The following is a 20135-nucleotide window of genomic DNA, read 5'->3' as shown; positions in this document are numbered from 1 at the left end:
AATTTATTAAATCAGCTAAAACTAAAAGGTTTTTCTTCATCTATAAAAATATTATTATTTGGTACGAAAGAGTCATAATTCAATTTGATTTGTTCTATTTTTAGTTTATCATCAGTTGTTATATAAGTTAGTATTTGCTGAAAATGATTGATAAACACCTCAATAGATTTCCTATGAAATAATTTTGATGAATATTCTAAAGTGAGATTTATTTTATTCTGATTTTCTTCTGCACCTAACCATAAATCAAATTTTGATGTTTTATTAGCTTTAAACGATGAAGTAAGCTTAATTTCATTAAATTCAAGTTCAACCTTATTATTATTTTGTAAAACAAACATCGTATCGAATAATGGGTGTCTTCCAGTATTTCTTTCTAATCCTAATCGTTCAACTAATTCTTCAAATTGATAATCTTGATGTTGGTATGCTTCAAGAGTCTGACTTTTAACCTGTGCTAAAAACTCTGAAAGCGCCATGTCCCCTCGCGGGTTCATCTTTAATGCCAAGGTATTGACAAACATTCCCACGATTTTCTCCATATCCGCGTGAGTTCTTCCCGCAATCGGTGTCCCTACCACTATTTCTTCTTGGCCCGTATATTTGTACAATAACGTGTTGTACGCAGCGAACAGAAGCATGTACATCGTTACATTGTGTTTCTTTGCGATTTCTCGGAGTTTCTCTGTGACCTCTTGACTAAGGGTGAAATCCACACTATCCCCTTCATAACTCTGAACAACTGGACGTGGATAATCAGTTGGTAAGTCCAGTATTGGAATACCGGATTCAAACTGTTTCAACCAGTACTCCTTGTGTTCCTTCATCTCATCGCTTTTTAATTGGGATTGTTGCCATACAGCATAATCCTTATATTGAATTCGTAGGTCTGGTAACGCTCCATCGGCATAAAGTGTTGAAAATTCTTCAGTTAACAAGGTTAATGAATGGCCATCGGAAATGATATGATGCATATCAATTATTAAAATATGCTGTTCTTCAGACTCCTGAAGAAGTCCCACCCTTAGTAACGGTGCCTGTTGTAGATCAAAAGGTTGAATAAACGATTGGATTTGTTCTTCTACAGCGACCTCCGTCTTTTCTAAGACCTGGACTGAAAAAGGAACTGAATCTACTACCCGTTGAACTGGTACACCATCTTTTATAATGAATTCCGTACGGAATGCTTCATGGCGTTCCACCAGCTGATTAAATGCATTCTCTAACCGTGTGAAGTCTACACTTCCTTCTAAAGTAAGCACTGCGGGCATATTGTACGAAGTACTTTGTTTGTCCATTTGGTTTAAAATATACATTCGTTTCTGTGCCGCTGAGACTGGATAATAAGGCTGTTTTTCCACGACTTTAATGGACTTAAATTGTTGTTTTTGTGCTTTTTCAATGTAGGATGCAATTTCTTCAATCGTTGGACTCTGGAAAATCACCCGAAGAGGTACTTCCACATCCATATTTTGATGAATTTTTGCCATCACGGTTGTTGCCCGTAAAGAATGTCCCCCTAATTCGAAAAAGTTATCATGGATTCCAATTGGTTGTTCCACTCCCAATACCTCTTGCCAAATATCCACTACCATCTGTTGGATATCAGTTTGTGGTGCAACATACGGTACCTCAGATGCAAGATAGCCCTTTGGTTCAGGAAGCGCTTTACGATCCACTTTTCCATTGGCATTTAACGGCAAGGCATCTACTGGTACAAAATACGATGGAATCATATAGTCAGGCAACGTTTTAGCTAAGTGAGTGCGTAATTCAGATACAGATGCATCTTGCGATGCTACTATATACGCACATAAGAAATCTTCATCCGACACTTCCTTCCTAGAGATAACCACCGTATCTTGAACCAAAGGATGAGATAGAAGCGTATTCTCAATTTCTCCCAATTCGATACGGAACCCTCGAATTTTTACTTGATGGTCAATTCTTCCTAAAAACTCTATATTTCCATCTGGTAACCAACGAGCTAAATCTCCTGTTTTATACATCCGTTCTCCCGGAACAAATGGGTTCTCGACAAACTTTTCTGCCGTTAAGGTTGGATTCCCAAGATAACCTCGAGCGACTCCGTCTCCAGCGATACACAGTTCTCCTGGAATGCCGATCGGTTGTAAATTATTCTCCGGATCGTAAATATAAATCCTTGTATTATTGATTGGTTTCCCGATGGATAACTCGTCACCATGAGATAATACTTTAACAGTTGACCAAATAGTCGTTTCAGTCGGTCCATACACATTATAAATATCGTTTTTAGTATGTCTCTTAATAATTTCTATTAAATCTCTTGATATAGCTTCACCACCAATTAATAATGTTTCAATGTTTGACAAAAGTTCAGAGAATCCTTCAAATCTCATTAAACTCTTAAATCTTGATGGCGTAAGTTGTAAAGTATTAATGTTAGAATCCCCTATTAATTCTTTCAGAAATACCTCATCGTGTTTTTCTTTTTCAATTATCACTTTCATACCGCTAGTAATTGGGAAAATAGTTTCTAGTACAAAAATATCAAAAGAAATAGTTGTTAAACTTAATGTCGTATAGTCTCCATTGAAATTTAAATTATTTAACATGCTAAAAAATATATTCATAACCGATTGATGTTCAATCATTACACCCTTTGGCTTACCCGTTGAACCTGATGTATATATTACATATGCTAAGTCTTGTGCCTTATTGACATTTATTGGATTCTCTCGAATCCTAGAAAAGACACTTTCCTTCTCTAAACTCAGACATACTCCTTCAAACGTTAACTCCTCTGAAAGTGTTACTTGACTTACTAAAATCTCCGTTCGGCTATCCTTCAACATATAATTAATTCGCTCTATTGGTAGCTCTGGATCGATTGGTAAATAAGCTGCACCTGCTTTGAGTACTCCCATTATACTTACAATCATTTCAAACGAACGTTCCACCATGATAGCTACCACATCATCTGGCTTTACACCACGATCTCGTAATGTATGTGCTAGTTGGTTCGATCGTGCATTTAGTTCGTTGTAAGTCATTTCTTGATTACCGACTACTACTGCCACCTTATTTGGTGTTTTCTCTACTTGTTCTTCAAACAGAGCCTGGATCGTAAGATCCTTTCGATAGTCTACTTGAGTATCATTAAATTCCTCCAGAATCTGTTTTCGTTCTGACTGAGTTAGCACTCCAATATCCGCTATTCGTTGGTCTTCTCCGTTGACAGAAAGTTGAGTTAATAGCTCAATAAAGTGTGTTTTCCATCGTTCGATTGTTTCTCGTTTAAATAACTTTTGACTGAATTCAATTGCACCCATCAATCCATCATTAGTTTCTGTAATACCAAGTGTTAAATCAAATTTCGTAATCAATGATTCATAGGTATACGGCTCAACTATAAGATCGGCCATACTTAATGCTTGGCTATCAATCGTTTCAAAATTAAACATGGTATCAAATAACGGGTGTCGGCTCATATCTCGTTCTACATCTAGTTGTTCAACTAATTCTTCAAATTGATAATCTTGGTGTTGGTATGCCTCAAGAGTCTGACTTTTAACCTGTGCTAGAAACTCTGAAAACGCCATGTCCCCTCGCGGGTTCATCTTTAATGCCAAGGTATTGACAAACATTCCCACGATTTTCTCCATATCCGCGTGAGTTCTTCCCGCAATCGGTGTCCCTACCACTATTTCTTCTTGGCCCGTATATTTGTACAATAACGTGTTGTACGCAGCGAACAGAAGCATGTACATCGTTACATTGTGTTTCTTTGCGATTTCTCGGAGTTTCTCTGTGACCTCTTGACTAAGGGTGAAATCCACACTATCCCCTTCATAACTCTGAACAACTGGACGTGGATAATCAGTTGGTAAGTCCAGTATTGGAATACCGGATTCAAACTGTTTCAACCAGTACTCCTTGTGTTCCTTCATCTCATCGCTTTTTAATTGGGATTGTTGCCATACAGCATAATCCTTATATTGAATTCGTAGGTCTGGTAACGCTCCATCGGCATAAAGTGTTGAAAATTCTTCAGTTAACAAGGTTAATGAATGGCCATCGGAAATGATATGATGCATATCAATTATTAAAATATGCTGTTCTTCAGACTCCTGAAGAAGTCCCACCCTTAGTAACGGTGCCTGTTGTAGATCAAAAGGTTGAATAAACGATTGGATTTGTTCTTCTACAGCGACCTCCGTCTTTTCTAAGACCTGGACTGAAAAAGGAACTGAATCTACTACGCGTTGAACTGGTACACCATCTTTTATAATAAATTCCGTACGGAATGCTTCATGGCGTTCCACCAGCTGATTAAATGCATTCTCTAACCGTGTGAAGTCTACACTTCCTTCTAAAGTAAGCACTGCGGGCATATTGTACGAAGTACTTTGTTTGTCCATTTGGTTTAAAATATACATTCGTTTCTGTGCCGCTGAGACTGGATAATAAGGCTGTTTTTCCACGACTTTAATGGACTTAAATTGTTGTTTTTGTGCTTTTTCAATGTAGGATGCAATTTCTTCAATCGTTGGACTCTGGAAAATCACCCGAAGAGGTACTTCCACATCCATATTTTGATGAATTTTTGCCATCACGGTTGTTGCCCGTAAAGAATGTCCCCCTAATTCGAAAAAGTTATCATGGATTCCAATTGGTTGTTCCACTCCCAATACCTCTTGCCAAATATCCACTACCATCTGTTGGATATCAGTTTGTGGTGCAACATACGGTACCTCAGATGCAAGATAGCCCTTTGGTTCAGGAAGCGCTTTACGATCCACTTTTCCATTGGCATTTAACGGCAAGGCATCTACTGGTACAAAATACGATGGAATCATATAGTCAGGCAACGTTTTAGCTAAGTGAGTGCGTAATTCAGATACAGATGCATCTTGCGATGCTACTATATACGCACATAAGAAATCTTCATCCGACACTTCCTTCCTAGAGATAACCACCGTATCTTGAACCAAAGGATGAGATAGAAGCGTATTCTCAATTTCTCCCAATTCGATACGGAACCCTCGAATTTTTACTTGATGGTCAATTCTTCCTAAAAACTCTATATTTCCATCTGGTAACCAACGAGCTAAATCTCCTGTTTTATACATCCGTTCTCCCGGAACAAATGGGTTCTCGACAAACTTTTCTGCCGTTAAGGTTGGATTCCCAAGATAACCTCGGGCGACTCCGTCCCCAGCGATACACAGTTCTCCTGGCACTCCAATTGGTTGGAGTTGTACATGTTCATTTACAACATATAAATGTATATTGTCAATTGGTTTTCCAATAGGAACTACTTTATCTGTCAATTCTTTTACATCAAAATAAGAGACGTCTACTGTTGCTTCTGTTGGACCATAGAGGTTAATTAATTCTGTTGAATATTCTTTACCTATTACTTGGTTATAATGTTGTACTTGGTTCCATTTTAGCTCTTCTCCACTAACAAATATCCTTCTCAAACTTACTAATGTATTTTTTGATTGATTATTTTTAACCTGCTTAACAAAAATATCTAACATTGTTGGCACAAAATGAATTGTTGTGATTCCATACTTCTTAATTGCATTGATTACAGAACTTGGATTCTTTTCCTCGTTTGGAGCTAAGAAACATAGCCTTGCCCCACTTAAAGCCCACCAGAATAATTCCCATACCGATACATCAAACATATATGGTGTTTTTTGTAAAATACTATCACTTTGACTTAATGGGTACTTTCGTTGCATCCACATTAGTCGATTAATAACCGATTGATGTTCAATCATTACACCCTTTGGCTTACCCGTTGAACCTGATGTATATATTACATATGCTAAGTCCTGTGCCTTATTGACATATATTGGATTCTCTCGAATCCTAGAAAAGACACTTTCCTTCTCTAAACTCAGACATACTCCTTCAAACGTTAACTCCTCTGACGGTGTTACTTGACTTACTAAAATCTCCGTTCGACTATCCTTCAACATGTAATTAATTCGCTCTATTGGTAGCTCTGGATCGATTGGTAAATAAGCTGCACCTGCTTTGAGTACTCCCATTATACTTACAATCATTTCAAACGAACGTTCCACCATGATAGCTACCACATCATCTGGCTTTACACCACGATCTCGTAATGTATGTGCTAGTTGGTTCGATCGTGCATTTAGTTCGTTGTAAGTCATTTCTTGATTACCGACTACTACTGCCACCTTATTTGGTGTTTTCTCTACTTGTTCTTCAAACAGAGCCTGGATCGTAAGATCCTTTCGATAGTCTACTTGAGTATCATTAAATTCCTCCAGAATCTGTTTTCGTTCTGACTGAGTTAGCACTCCAATATCCGCTATTCGTTGGTCTTCTCCGTTGACAGAAAGTTGAGTTAATAGCTCAATAAAGTGTGTTTTCCATCGTTCGATTGTTTCTCGTTTAAATAACTTTTGACTGAATTCAATTGCACCCATCAATCCATCATTAGTTTCTGTAATACCAAATGATAAATCAAATTTTGTAATCAATGATTCATAGGTATACGGCTCAACTATAAGATCGGCCATACTTAATGCTTGGCTATCAATCGTTTCAAAATTAAACATGGTATCAAATAACGGGTGTCGGCTCATATCTCGTTCTACATCTAGTTGTTCAACTAATTCTTCAAATTGATAATCTTGGTGTTGGTATGCCTCAAGAGTCTGACTTTTAACCTGTGCTAGAAACTCTGAAAACGCCATGTCCCCTCGCGGGTTCATCTTTAATGCCAAGGTATTGACAAACATTCCCACGATTTTCTCCATATCCGCGTGAGTTCTTCCCGCAATCGGTGTCCCTACCACTATTTCTTCTTGGCCCGTATATTTGTACAATAACGTGTTGTACGCAGCGAACAGAAGCATGTACATCGTTACATTGTGTTTCTTTGCGATTTCTCGGAGTTTCTCTGTGACCTCTTGACTAAGGGTGAAATCCACACTATCCCCTTCATAACTCTGAACAGCTGGACGTGGATAATCAGTTGGTAAGTCCAGTATTGGAATACCGGATTCAAACTGTTTCAACCAGTACTCCTTGTGTTCCTTCATCTCATCGCTTTTTAATTGGGATTGTTGCCATACAGCATAATCCTTATATTGAATTCGTAGGTCTGGTAACGCTCCATCGGCATAAAGTGTTGAAAATTCTTCAGTTAACAAGGTTAATGAATGGCCATCGGAAATGATATGATGCATATCAATTATTAAAATATGCTGTTCTTCAGACTCCTGAAGAAGTCCCACCCTTAGTAACGGTGCCTGTTGTAGATCAAAAGGTTGAATAAACGATTGGATTTGTTCTTCTACAGCGACCTCCGTCTTTTCTAAGACCTGGACTGAAAAAGGAACTGAATCTACTACCCGTTGAACTGGTACACCATCTTTTATAATGAATTCCGTACGGAATGCTTCATGGCGTTCCACCAGCTGATTAAATGCATTCTCTAACCGTGTGAAGTCTACACTTCCTTCTAAAGTAAGCACTGCGGGCATATTGTACGAAGTACTTTGTTTGTCCATTTGGTTTAAAATATACATTCGTTTCTGTGCCGCTGAGACTGGATAATAAGGCTGTTTTTCCACGACTTTAATGGACTTAAATTGTTGTTTTTGTGCTTTTTCAATGTAGGATGCAATTTCTTCAATCGTTGGACTCTGGAAAATCACCCGAAGAGGTACTTCCACATCCATATTTTGATGAATTTTTGCCATCACGGTTGTTGCCCGTAAAGAATGTCCCCCTAATTCGAAAAAGTTATCATGGATTCCAATTGGTTGTTCCACTCCCAATACCTCTTGCCAAATATCCACTACCATCTGTTGGATATCAGTTTGTGGTGCAACATACGGTACCTCAGATGCAAGATAGCCCTTTGGTTCAGGAAGCGCTTTACGATCCACTTTTCCATTGGCATTTAACGGCAAGGCATCTACTGGTACAAAATACGATGGAATCATATAGTCAGGCAACGTTTTAGCTAAGTGAGTGCGTAATTCAGATACAGATGCATCTTGCGATGCTACTATATACGCACATAAGAAATCTTCATCCGACACTTCCTTCCTAGAGATAACCACCGTATCTTGAACCAAAGGATGAGATAGAAGCGTATTCTCAATTTCTCCCAATTCGATACGGAACCCTCGAATTTTTACTTGATGGTCAATTCTTCCTAAAAACTCTATATTTCCATCTGGTAACCAACGAGCTAAATCTCCTGTTTTATACATCCGTTCTCCCGGAACAAATGGGTTCTCGACAAACTTTTCTGCCGTTAAGGTTGGATTCCCAAGATAACCTTGGGCCACTCCGTCCCCAGCAACACACAATTCTCCTGGTACTCCTATTGGTTGTAAGTTATTATCTGAATCGTAAATATAGATTTTAGTATTATTAATCGGCTTTCCAATATATGGATAGGTATCGATTCCCTCATTAGCATTTATAACATTAGCAGTCACAACATGTGTTTCAGTCGGTCCATAATGATTGTGCAAATAAACGTTTCTGACTTTCAAAAATCTCTTCAGTTCCTCGGGCACTACTAAAGTTTCACCAGCAACAATAATATGGTTAATACTAGAGGACAAGGCATTTAAAAATTGCTTATCCCTACCAAAAAATTTTAAAAATGCTGTTGGTAAAAATAAAATATTTACTTTATTGTACTCTATGATATTTAATAATTCTCTAGTGTCTTTTTTTGCATCATCATCTATTAAAACTAGTTTTCCACCGAACAATAGTGCACTAAATATTTCTTGATAACACACATCAAAACCGATAGAAGCAAATTGACTAATAACACTAGACTGTAATTTTAGTTGTTTTTCCTCATAGGATAGAAGGTTCCCTAAAGTTTTGTGATTTTGCATAATTCCTTTTGGCGTACCTGTTGTACCAGAAGAATACAGTACATATAATAAATCAGTAATTCGGTTTTCATTTTTTAAGTTATCTATTCTATTAGAGAATACTGAAAAAGTATCTACACGAATTACGGAAACGTCTATAGTTTTAACAAGGTCAATATTGGACTTATTTGTTAGTAAAAAGGAAATTCCACTATTATCTACTATACGTTTAACTCGTTCCTTAGGCATTTTAGGCTCAAGAGGCATAAAACCTCCCCCAGCCTTCATAATTGCTAGAATACTAACTATAAAATCAAAAGATTTTTCTAATAAAACCCCTACTAGTTTATTACGTGAGATACCTTTTCCGTGTAAATAGTATGCTAATTGATTAGCTTTTTCATTTATCTCTCGATAAGTCATCTTTTGATTACCGACTACTACTGCCACCTTATTTGGTGTCTTTTCTACTTGTTCTTCAAACATAGCCTGAATCGTAAGATTCTTTCGATAGTCTACTTGGGTATTATTAAATTCCTCCAGAATCTGTTTTTGTTCCGATTGAGTTAGCACTTCGATATCCGCTATTTGTTGGTCTTCTCCGTTCATAGACAGTTGAGTTAATAGCTCAATAAAGTGTGTTTTCCATCGTTCGATTGTTTCTCGTTTAAATAACTTTTGACTGAATTCAATTGCACCCATCAATCCATCATTAGTTTCTGTAATACCAAGTGTTAAATCAAATTTCGTAATCAATGATTCATAGGTATACGGCTCAACTATAAGATCGGCCATACTTAATGCTTGGCTATCAATCGTTTCAAAATTAAACATGGTATCAAATAACGGGTGTCGGCTCATATCTCGTTCTACATCTAGTTGTTCAACTAATTCTTCAAATTGATAATCTTGGTGTTGGTATGCCTCAAGAGTCTGACTTTTAACCTGTGCTAGAAACTCTGAAAACGCCATGTCCCCTCGCGGGTTCATCTTTAATGCCAAGGTATTGACAAACATTCCCACGATTTTCTCCATATCCGCGTGAGTTCTTCCCGCAATCGGTGTCCCTACCACTATTTCTTCTTGGCCCGTATATTTGTACAATAACGTGTTGTACGCAGCGAACAGAAGCATGTACATCGTTACATTGTGTTTCTTTGCGATTTCTCGGAGTTTCTCTGTGACCTCTTGACTAAGGGTGAAATCCACACTATCCCCTTCATAACTCTGAACAGCTGGACGTGGATAATCAGTTGGTAAGTCCAGTATTGGAATACCGGATTCAAACTGTTTCAACCAGTACTCCTTGTGTTCCTTCATCTCATCGCTTTTTAATTGGGATTGTTGCCATACAGCATAATCCTTATATTGAATTCGTAGGTCTGGTAACGCTCCATCGGCATAAAGTGTTGAAAATTCTTCAGTTAACAAGGTTAATGAATGGCCATCGGAAATGATATGATGCATATCAATTATTAAAATATGCTGTTCTTCAGACTCCTGAAGAAGTCCCACCCTTAGTAACGGTGCCTGTTGTAGATCAAAAGGTTGAATAAACGATTGGATTTGTTCTTCTACAGCGACCTCCGTCTTTTCTAAGACCTGGACTGAAAAAGGAACTGAATCTACTACGCGTTGAACTGGTACACCATCTTTTATAATAAATTCCGTACGGAATGCTTCATGGCGTTCCACCAGCTGATTAAATGCATTCTCTAACCGTGTGAAGTCTACACTTCCTTCTAAAGTAAGCACTGCGGGCATATTGTACGAAGTACTTTGTTTGTCCATTTGGTTTAAAATATACATTCGTTTCTGTGCCGCTGAGACTGGATAATAAGGCTGTTTTTCCACGACTTTAATGGACTTAAATTGTTGTTTTTGTGCTTTTTCAATGTAGGATGCAATTTCTTCAATCGTTGGACTCTGGAAAATCACCCGAAGAGGTACTTCCACATCCATATTTTGATGAATTTTTGCCATCACGGTTGTTGCCCGTAAAGAATGTCCCCCTAATTCGAAAAAGTTATCATGGATTCCAATTGGTTGTTCCACTCCCAATACCTCTTGCCAAATATCCACTACCATCTGTTGGATATCAGTTTGTGGTGCAACATACGGTACCTCAGATGCAAGATAGCCCTTTGGTTCAGGAAGCGCTTTACGATCCACTTTTCCATTGGCATTTAACGGCAAGGCATCTACTGGTACAAAATACGATGGAATCATATAGTCAGGCAACGTTTTAGCTAAGTGAGTGCGTAATTCAGATACAGATGCATCTTGCGATGCTACTATATACGCACATAAGAAATCTTCATCCGACACTTCCTTCCTAGAGATAACCACCGTATCTTGAACCAAAGGATGAGATAGAAGCGTATTCTCAATTTCTCCCAATTCGATACGGAACCCTCGAATTTTTACTTGATGGTCAATTCTTCCTAAAAACTCTATATTTCCATCTGGTAACCAACGAGCTAAATCTCCTGTTTTATACATCCGTTCTCCCGGAACAAATGGGTTCTCGACAAACTTTTCTGCCGTTAAGGTTGGATTCCCAAGATAACCTTGGGCCACTCCGTCCCCAGCAACACACAATTCTCCTGGTACTCCTATTGGTTGTAAGTTATTATCTGAATCGTAAATATAGATTTTAGTATTATTAATCGGCTTTCCAATATATGGATAGGTATCGATTCCCTCATTAGCATTTATAACATTAGCAGTCACAACATGTGTTTCAGTCGGTCCATAATGATTGTGCAAATAAACGTTTCTGACTTTCAAAAATCTCTTCAGTTCCTCGGGCACTACTAAAGTTTCACCAGCAACAATAATATGGTTAATACTAGAGGACAAGGCATTTAAAAATTGCTTATCCCTACCAAAAAATTTTAAAAATGCTGTTGGTAAAAATAAAATATTTACTTTATTGTACTCTATGATATTTAATAATTCTCTAGTGTCTTTTTTTGCATCATCATCTATTAAAACTAGTTTTCCACCGAACAATAGTGCACTAAATATTTCTTGATAACACACATCAAAACCGATAGAAGCAAATTGACTAATAACACTAGACTGTAATTTTAGTTGTTTTTCCTCATAGGATAGAAGGTTCCCTAAAGTTTTGTGATTTTGCATAATTCCTTTTGGCGTACCTGTTGTACCAGAAGAATACAGTACATATAATAAATCAGTAATTCGGTTTTCATTTTTTAAGTTATCTATTCTATTAGAGAATACTGAAAAAGTATCTACACGAATTACGGAAACGTCTATAGTTTTAACAAGGTCAATATTGGACTTATTTGTTAGTAAAAAGGAAATTCCACTATTATCTACTATACGTTTAACTCGTTCCTTAGGCATTTTAGGCTCAAGAGGCATAAAACCTCCCCCAGCCTTCATAATTGCTAGAATACTAACTATAAAATCAAAAGATTTTTCTAATAAAACCCCTACTAGTTTATTACGTGAGATACCTTTTCCGTGTAAATAGTATGCTAATTGATTAGCTTTTTCATTTATCTCTCGATAAGTCATCTTTTGATTACCGACTACTACTGCCACCTTATTTGGTGTCTTTTCTACTTGTTCTTCAAACATAGCCTGAATCGTAAGATTCTTTCGATAGTCTACTTGGGTATTATTAAATTCCTCCAGAATCTGTTTTTGTTCCGATTGAGTTAGCACTTCGATATCCGCTATTTGTTGGTCTTCTCCGTTCATAGACAGTTGAGTTAATAGCTCAATAAAGTGTGTTTTCCATCGTTCGATTGTTTCTCGTTTAAATAACTTTTGACTGAATTCAATTGCACCCATCAATCCATCATTAGTTTCTGTAATACCAAGTGTTAAATCAAATTTCGTAATCAATGATTCATAGGTATACGGCTCAACTATAAGATCGGCCATACTTAATGCTTGGCTATCAATCGTTTCAAAATTAAACATGGTATCAAATAACGGGTGTCGGCTCATATCTCGTTCTACATCTAGTTGTTCAACTAATTCTTCAAATTGATAATCTTGGTGTTGGTATGCCTCAAGAGTCTGACTTTTAACCTGTGCTAGAAACTCTGAAAACGCCATGTCCCCTCGCGGGTTCATCTTTAATGCCAAGGTATTGACAAACATTCCCACGATTTTCTCCATATCCGCGTGAGTTCTTCCCGCAATCGGTGTCCCTACCACTATTTCTTCTTGGCCCGTATATTTGTACAATAACGTGTTGTACGCAGCGAACAGAAGCATGTACATCGTTACATTGTGTTTCTTTGCGATTTCTCGGAGTTTCTCTGTGACCTCTTGACTAAGGGTGAAATCCACACTATCCCCTTCATAACTCTGAACAGCTGGACGTGGATAATCAGTTGGTAAGTCCAGTATTGGAATACCGGATTCAAACTGTTTCAACCAGTACTCCTTGTGTTCCTTCATCTCATCGCTTTTTAATTGGGATTGTTGCCATACAGCATAATCCTTATATTGAATTCGTAGGTCTGGTAACGCTCCATCGGCATAAAGTGTTGAAAATTCTTCAGTTAACAAGGTTAATGAATGGCCATCGGAAATGATATGATGCATATCAATTATTAAAATATGCTGTTCTTCAGACTCCTGAAGAAGTCCCACCCTTAGTAACGGTGCCTGTTGTAGATCAAAAGGTTGAATAAACGATTGGATTTGTTCTTCTACAGCGACCTCCGTCTTTTCTAAGACCTGGACTGAAAAAGGAACTGAATCTACTACGCGTTGAACTGGTACACCATCTTTTATAATAAATTCCGTACGGAATGCTTCATGGCGTTCCACCAGCTGATTAAATGCATTCTCTAACCGTGTGAAGTCTACACTTCCTTCTAAAGTAAGCACTGCGGGCATATTGTACGAAGTACTTTGTTTGTCCATTTGGTTTAAAATATACATTCGTTTCTGTGCCGCTGAGACTGGATAATAAGGCTGTTTTTCCACGACTTTAATGGACTTAAATTGTTGTTTTTGTGCTTTTTCAATGTAGGATGCAATTTCTTCAATCGTTGGACTCTGGAAAATCACCCGAAGAGGTACTTCCACATCCATATTTTGATGAATTTTTGCCATCACGGTTGTTGCCCGTAAAGAATGTCCCCCTAATTCGAAAAAGTTATCATGGATTCCAATTGGTTGTTCCACTCCCAATACCTCTTGCCAAATATCCACTACCATCTGTTGGATATCAGTTTGTGGTGCAACATACGGTACCTCAGATGCAAGATAGCCCTTTGGTTCAGGAAGCGCTTTACGATCCACTTTTCCATTGGCATTTAACGGCAAGGCATCTACTGGTACAAAATACGATGGAATCATATAGTCAGGCAACGTTTTAGCTAAGTGAGTGCGTAATTCAGATACAGATGCATCTTGCGATGCTACTATATACGCACATAAGAAATCTTCATCCGACACTTCCTTCCTAGAGATAACCACCGTATCTTGAACCAAAGGATGAGATAGAAGCGTATTCTCAATTTCTCCCAATTCGATACGGAACCCTCGAATTTTTACTTGATGGTCAATTCTTCCTAAAAACTCTATATTTCCATCTGGTAACCAACGAGCTAAATCTCCTGTTTTATACATCCGTTCTCCCGGAACAAATGGGTTCTCGACAAACTTTTCTGCCGTTAAGGTTGGATTCCCAAAATAACCTTGGGCCACTCCGTCCCCAGCAACACACAATTCTCCTGGTACTCCTATTGGTTGTAAGTTATTATCAGAATCGTAAATATAGATTTTAGTATTATTAATTGGTTTTCCAATAGAAAAATGTTCTCCTACAAATTCCCCTGCCGTAGCAATAACTGTTATTTCTGATGGGCCATATGCATTAATAAACGTTGAATGTTCCGAACATTTCGCGACTATTTCTTTACTACATCTAGATCCACCAGAAATAATAACCTCTAACCCTTTTAGTATTGATTGATCTAATTGATTTAAAACTGCAGGTGGAAATAGACCATGAGTTATGTTGTTTTCTTGTAAAAATTCGGATAAATGATTAACAGATAAAATCTCTTCTTTACTAGGTATATATAATTTAGCTCCACAAATAAAAGTTGCAAAAATTTCATAGATAGAAGCATCAAAAGAAAAAGTTGCAAATTGGATAATACGAGATTTTTCATTTAAATAAGCAAACCGCTCCATGAACTTTACAAGATTATGAATTCCTAAATGTTCAATCATTACACCCTTTGGCTTACCCGTTGAACCTGATGTATATATTACATATGCTAAGTCCTGTGCCTTATTGACATATATTGGATTCTCTCGAATCCTAGAAAAGACACTTTCCTTCTCTAAACTCAGACATACTCCTTCAAACGTTAACTCCTCTGACGGTGTTACTTGACTTACTAAAATCTCCGTTCGACTATCCTTCAACATGTAATTAATTCGCTCTATTGGTAGCTCTGGATCGATTGGTAAATAAGCTGCACCTGCTTTGAGTACTCCCATTATACTTACAATCATTTCAAACGAACGTTCCACCATGATAGCTACCACATCATCTGGCTTTACACCACGATCTCGTAATGTATGTGCTAGTTGGTTCGATCGTGCATTTAGTTCGTTGTAAGTCATTTCTTGATTACCGACTACTACTGCCACCTTATTTGGTGTTTTCTCTACTTGTTCTTCAAACAGAGCCTGGATCGTAAGATCCTTTCGATAGTCTACTTGAGTATCATTAAATTCCTCCAGAATCTGTTTTCGTTCTGACTGAGTTAGCACTCCAATATCCGCTATTCGTTGGTCTTCTCCGTTGACAGAAAGTTGAGTTAATAGCTCAATAAAGTGTGTTTTCCATCGTTCGATTGTTTCTCGTTTAAATAACTTTTGACTGAATTCAATTGCACCCATCAATCCATCATTAGTTTCTGTAATACCAAGTGTTAAATCAAATTTCGTAATCAATGATTCATAGGTATACGGCTCAACTATAAGATCGGCCATACTTAATGCTTGGCTATCAATCGTTTCAAAATTAAACATGGTATCAAATAACGGGTGTCGGCTCATATCTCGTTCTACATCTAGTTGTTCAACTAATTCTTCAAATTGATAATCTTGGTGTTGGTATGCCTCAAGAGTCTGACTTTTAACCTGTGCTAGAAACTCTGAAAACGCCATGTCCCCTCGCGGGTTCATCTTTAATGCCAAGGTATTGACAAACATTCCCACGATTTTCTCCATATCCGCGTGAGTTCTTCCCGCAATCGGTGTCCCTACCACTATTTCTTCTTGGCCCGTATATTTGTACAATAACGTGTTGTACGCAGCGAACAGAAGCATGTACATCGTTACATTGTGTTTCTTTGCGATTTCTCGGAGTTTCTCTGTGACCTCTTGACTAAGGGTGAAATCCACACTATCCCCTTCATAACTCTGAACAGCTGGACGTGGATAATCAGTTGGTAAGTCCAGTATTGGAATACCGGATTCAAACTGTTTCAACCAGTACTCCTTGTGTTCCTTCATCTCATCGCTTTTTAATTGGGATTGTTGCCATACAGCATAATCCTTATATTGAATTCGTAGGTCTGGTAACGCTCCATCGGCATAAAGTGTTGAAAATTCTTCAGTTAACAAGGTTAATGAATGGCCATCGGAAATGATATGATGCATATCAATTATTAAAATATGCTGTTCTTCAGACTCCTGAAGAAGTCCCACCCTTAGTAACGGTGCCTGTTGTAGATCAAAAGGTTGAATAAACGATTGGATTTGTTCTTCTACAGCGACCTCCGTCTTTTCTAAGACCTGGACTGAAAAAGGAACTGAATCTACTACCCGTTGAACTGGTACACCATCTTTTATAATGAATTCCGTACGGAATGCTTCATGGCGTTCCACCAGCTGATTAAATGCATTCTCTAACCGTGTGAAGTCTACACTTCCTTCTAAAGTAAGCACTGCGGGCATATTGTACGAAGTACTTTGTTTGTCCATTTGGTTTAAAATATACATTCGTTTCTGTGCCGCTGAGACTGGATAATAAGGCTGTTTTTCCACGACTTTAATGGACTTAAATTGTTGTTTTTGTGCTTTTTCAATGTAGGATGCAATTTCTTCAATCGTTGGACTCTGGAAAATCACCCGAAGAGGTACTTCCACATCCATATTTTGATGAATTTTTGCCATCACGGTTGTTGCCCGTAAAGAATGTCCCCCTAATTCGAAAAAGTTATCATGGATTCCAATTGGTTGTTCCACTCCCAATACCTCTTGCCAAATATCCACTACCATCTGTTGGATATCAGTTTGTGGTGCAACATACGGTACCTCAGATGCAAGATAGCCCTTTGGTTCAGGAAGCGCTTTACGATCCACTTTTCCATTGGCATTTAACGGCAAGGCATCTACTGGTACAAAATACGATGGAATCATATAGTCAGGCAACGTTTTAGCTAAGTGAGTGCGTAATTCAGATACAGATGCATCTTGCGATGCTACTATATACGCACATAAGAAATCTTCATCCGACACTTCCTTCCTAGAGATAACCACCGTATCTTGAACCAAAGGATGAGATAGAAGCGTATTCTCAATTTCTCCCAATTCGATACGGAACCCTCGAATTTTTACTTGATGGTCAATTCTTCCTAAAAACTCTATATTTCCATCTGGTAACCAACGAGCTAAATCTCCTGTTTTATACATCCGTTCTCCCGGAACAAATGGGTTCTCGACAAACTTTTCTGCCGTTAAGGTTGGATTCCCAAGATAACCTCGGGCGACTCCGTCCCCAGCGATACACAGTTCTCCTGGCACTCCAATTGGTTGGAGTTGTACATGTTCATTTACAACATATAAATGTATATTGTCAATTGGTTTTCCAATAGGAACTACTTTATCTGTCAATTCTTTTACATCAAAATAAGAGACGTCTACTGTTGCTTCTGTTGGACCATAGAGGTTAATTAATTCTGTTGAATATTCTTTACCTATTACTTGGTTATAATGTTGTACTTGGTTCCATTTTAGCTCTTCTCCACTAACAAATATCCTTCTCAAACTTACTAATGTATTTTTTGATTGATTATTTTTAACCTGCTTAACAAAAATATCTAACATTGTTGGCACAAAATGAATTGTTGTGATTCCATACTTCTTAATTGCATTGATTACAGAACTTGGATTCTTTTCCTCGTTTGGAGCTAAGAAACATAGCCTTGCCCCACTTAAAGCCCACCAGAATAATTCCCATACCGATACATCAAACATATATGGTGTTTTTTGTAAAATACTATCACTTTGACTTAATGGGTACTTTCGTTGCATCCACATTAGTCGATTAATAACCGATTGATGTTCAATCATTACACCCTTTGGCTTACCCGTTGAACCTGATGTATATATTACATATGCTAAGTCCTGTGCCTTATTGACATATATTGGATTCTCTCGAATCCTAGAAAAGACACTTTCCTTCTCTAAACTCAGACATACTCCTTCAAACGTTAACTCCTCTGACGGTGTTACTTGACTTACTAAAATCTCCGTTCGACTATCCTTCAACATGTAATTAATTCGCTCTATTGGTAGCTCTGGATCGATTGGTAAATAAGCTGCACCTGCTTTGAGTACTCCCATTATACTTACAATCATTTCAAACGAACGTTCCACCATGATAGCTACCACATCATCTGGCTTTACACCACGATCTCGTAATGTATGTGCTAGTTGGTTCGATCGTGCATTTAGTTCGTTGTAAGTCATTTCTTGATTACCGACTACTACTGCCACCTTATTTGGTGTTTTCTCTACTTGTTCTTCAAACAGAGCCTGGATCGTAAGATCCTTTCGATAGTCTACTTGAGTATCATTAAATTCCTCCAGAATCTGTTTTTGTTCCTCAAATGATAAAAGTGATAATTTAGTAAGAGAAATGTCGTAATTTTGAACAACCTGTTCAACCAAAGAATAGAATTTTTTAATAAGCCAATCTACTTCATTAATTGGAAACACAGCGTTATTATAGGAAAATGTAATATTTAAACCATCTATTAAATTGGCTGTAAGAACTAAATTGTAATTGGTCTCTTCCTCTATCGAAAAACTATCGAAGTTCAAATGATGACCATAATTATTTAACAAATTATCTAACGGATAATTTTCTATTACTATTAAGGAGTCAAATAATTGCTGGCCTCTCTTTAAATCTAGATAATTATTTATATTAACAAGGGAAGTATTTTCGCGTAAACTTCTATCAATTAATTCCATATTAGTTTTGGAAATAATTTCTCTCACTGTTTGATTAGGATTAACCGCTACTTTACACGGTATTGTATTAATAAATAAACCTGCTGTATTTTCTAAATTACTTATATTACTGCTTCTACCCGAAACAGTAGTTCCAAATACTATATCATTTTTATTATGATATTTATGTAATAAAATCCCCCAAATAGAATAGATAAAAGCAGCTAGTGTAACCTTATTTTCTTTTAAATACTTTTCAATATTTAAAAATAATTCCGAGCTAAATACTAGACTTTGATATTCCATTTTTTTAGGTGTATTTTCATTATCAATACCTAAATAGTTAGGACTTACGTCCTTTAAATAATCAAGCCAAAAAAAAGCTAAATTTTTATCTTTATTATACTCATTAATATAGTTAATGTACTCTTTATAACTTCCTTTATTTATATAGTTATGAGGAAGCCCAGATACTTCATTGTCGTAAGACTCTAAAAACTCTTTTAGTATTATCCCCAAACTCCATCCATCTAAAATAATATGATGATAACTTATTAAGAGCTCATAACTAGTATCGGACATTTTAATTAATTGAATTCTAAAAGGAGGCTCTTTATCTAAAGAGAAAATTTTGTTCTTATCCATCCCTTTATAATCTCGAACAAGGTTATGTTGATTGGATTCATCTTCATCACTTATATCTAAAATATTAAAATTCAAATCACTTCTTTGTATAACAACCTGGACAGGCCGACTTAATTTTTTCCATTTAAACACAGTTCTTAAACATTCGTTACTTCTAACTACATGTTCCCAAGCTTTTTTGAATTTGTCTAATTCTATCACTCTATTTATTTTAAGTGATAATTGCTGATAGTATTCACTAGATTGTGGATTTCTTTGATAGTGATATAATATCCCCTCCTGTAAAGGAGACAAGTATAAAATATCCTGAACATTTCCTTGCTTAAGCATCGTATATCACTCCTTCAAACTCAT

Annotated in this window: 1 protein-coding gene; it reads right to left on the bottom strand. The window is 37.1% G+C overall.

The window, feature by feature from the left end:
• Positions 1-11: 11 nt before the first annotated feature.
• On the bottom strand, positions 12-20111 hold the full coding sequence (locus tag MHI57_RS22865; protein WP_340978282.1) for a non-ribosomal peptide synthase/polyketide synthase: 20100 nt from the start codon (positions 20109-20111) through the stop codon (positions 12-14).
• Between the last annotated feature and the right edge of the window lie 24 nt (positions 20112-20135).

The organism is Cytobacillus sp. FSL K6-0129, from assembly GCF_038007625.1.
GTDB classification, from domain to species: domain Bacteria; phylum Bacillota; class Bacilli; order Bacillales; family Cytobacillaceae; genus Cytobacillus; species Cytobacillus kochii.
This window is presented reverse-complemented; position numbering and strand designations above follow the sequence as displayed.

Bases quoted from the DNA above. Each gene is read 5' to 3' on its own strand.
- MHI57_RS22865 (WP_340978282.1), bottom strand. From the start codon at position 20,111: ATGCTTAAGCAAGGAAATGTTCAGGATATTTTATACTTGTCTCCTTTA.